This is a genomic window from Dyadobacter sp., assembly GCF_051859145.1.
Classification (GTDB): Bacteria; Bacteroidota; Bacteroidia; order Cytophagales; family Spirosomataceae; genus Dyadobacter.
This window is the reverse complement of record NZ_JBHYGF010000527.1, coordinates 1-1,933: the sequence shown is the minus strand read 5'-3', so window position 1 is coordinate 1,933 and position 1,933 is coordinate 1. Positions and strand designations below refer to the sequence as shown.

Here is a 1,933-nt window from a genome sequence, read left to right as displayed (position 1 = left end):
CGGACGCATTCTGCGACTCGCCTACATTTACCAACCACCTCTCGTGGACCTATCCGCAGCAGGCAGACGGAAAAGAATGCGATGCCGCTGTGACCGCTTACAGGGTCTACTATGCGCGTTACGAAGATGAAACACCTGCCCTGATTGCAACAGTTACCATCCCGCCTGCACCGCTGGCAACCGAGTACGACCATACAGGTCTTACTTCCTTTGCGGGATGCTACTATGTAACGGCTGTCAACAGGTTTGGGGCCGAAAGCGCACCGAGCAACACGGTTTGCAAAGACAACTGCCCGATGTATGTGCTGCCCAATGTATTTACGCCAAATGGCGACTCGAAAAATGATGTGTTCCAGCCTTATGAATGCCCTGCTTTTGTACAGTCCATGGAATTTACCGTCTTCAACCGTTGGGGCGCCAAGGTGTTCTCTACCACTGACGTGAACATCAACTGGAACGGCAAAACCAATGCAGGAAAAGACCTGGCAGCGGGACAGTATTACTACGAAGCCAGGATCCGTTTTGAATCTGCCAAAAGAGAAAGCCCGCAAACTATCCTGAAAGGATGGGTCCAGCTGCTCAGGTAAGGCACGATTTTATCTGTCTTTTTTCTTTCGAGATCAAGTATTTCCTTTGTAGCCCGCGCATGATGCGCGGGCTTTTTATTTCATTTGAGCAACCTAAAAATTCAGAAACTATGAAGACGGCATATATTTTTCCCGGACAGGGATCGCAATTCAAGGGAATGGGATTTGACCTTTACCAATCCTCAGACTCTGCCAAGGCATTGTTTGAAAAGGCAAACGAGGTACTTGGCTTTGAGATTACGAAGGTGATGTTTGAAGGCTCCGATGAGGATCTAAAACAAACTGCTGTAACCCAGCCTGCGATTTTCATCCATTCGGTGGTACTGGCAAAGATCAGTACCGACTTCAACCCGAATATGGTCGCGGGTCACTCGCTGGGGGAATTTTCTGCATTGGTTGCCGCTGGTGTATTGTCTTACGAAGAAGGTTTGCTGCTTGTTTCCAAACGTGCTTCGGCTATGCAAAAAGCCTGCGAAATCCGTCCTTCTACAATGGCTGCAATTCTAGGATTGCCTGATCAGGTGATTGAAGAAGTTTGTGCGGGTATCACTGACGAGATTGTGGTTCCGGCCAATTATAACTGCCCCGGGCAGGTAGTTATCTCAGGTTCCATGGAAGGTGTTGAGAAAGCGTGCGAGCTGCTTAAGGCAGCCGGTGCCAAACGTGCTTTGATCCTTCCGGTAGGTGGCGCATTCCACTCCCCATTGATGGAGCCGGCGCGGGAAGAGCTGGCTGAGGCTATTCACGCTGCCCAATTTGAGCCTCCTGTGTGCCCTATCTACCAAAACGTAAATGCGAGACCAGCTACCGAGGTTAGTGTGATCAAGGAGAATTTGATTTCTCAGCTGACAGCGCCTGTAAGATGGACGCAGTCTGTAGAGCAAATGGCAGCTGACGGAGCCGAAATGTTTATCGAATGCGGCCCTGGAAAAGTGTTGCAGGGATTGGTGAAAAAGATCTCTCCGACTGCACAGCTGCAAAGTATTTAACATTTTTTTACGCAAAAGCTTGACAACTTAATCTCGTCACATTACTTTTGCACCACTGTTTACGGTTTTGGCCGATGGTGTAATGGTAACACAGGACATTTTGGTTGTCTTATTCAGGGTTCGAGTCCTTGTCGGCCAACAGTAACTTAAAGAGCTCAGTTGTCTGAGCTCTTTTTTTTGTTTCCTCAAATTCGCCCTTAATTCGTAAGATTCTTGCCGAACAGGTACTCTCCTTTTTAAGAATGTGTACAAATTACAGCATTCAAATCCCCGTGAAAGCGCAAAAAGGCATAATAGAGGCTGTTTTTGGCAGTTTTATATACCAATCCTGGAATTTGGTTACTTGCTGTATTAGGA

2 protein-coding genes and 1 tRNA gene are annotated in these 1,933 nt (G+C 47.7%); all 3 read left to right on the top strand.

The genetic code is table 11. The features are described 5' to 3' along the window. The coding region (locus ACTIE6_RS23370; RefSeq protein ID WP_439558928.1) for a gliding motility-associated C-terminal domain-containing protein at positions 1-587 on the top strand (587 nt) is incomplete at its 5' end. 110 nt (positions 588-697) lie between these two features. Beyond that, positions 698-1,576, top strand: a complete 879-nt coding sequence (fabD, locus tag ACTIE6_RS23365; RefSeq protein ID WP_439558927.1) for an ACP S-malonyltransferase — start codon at positions 698-700, stop codon at positions 1,574-1,576. A 68-nt stretch (positions 1,577-1,644) separates the two neighbouring features. Further along, a tRNA-Gln gene (locus ACTIE6_RS23360) sits at positions 1,645-1,715 on the top strand. The last annotated feature ends 218 nt before the right edge of the window (positions 1,716-1,933 follow it).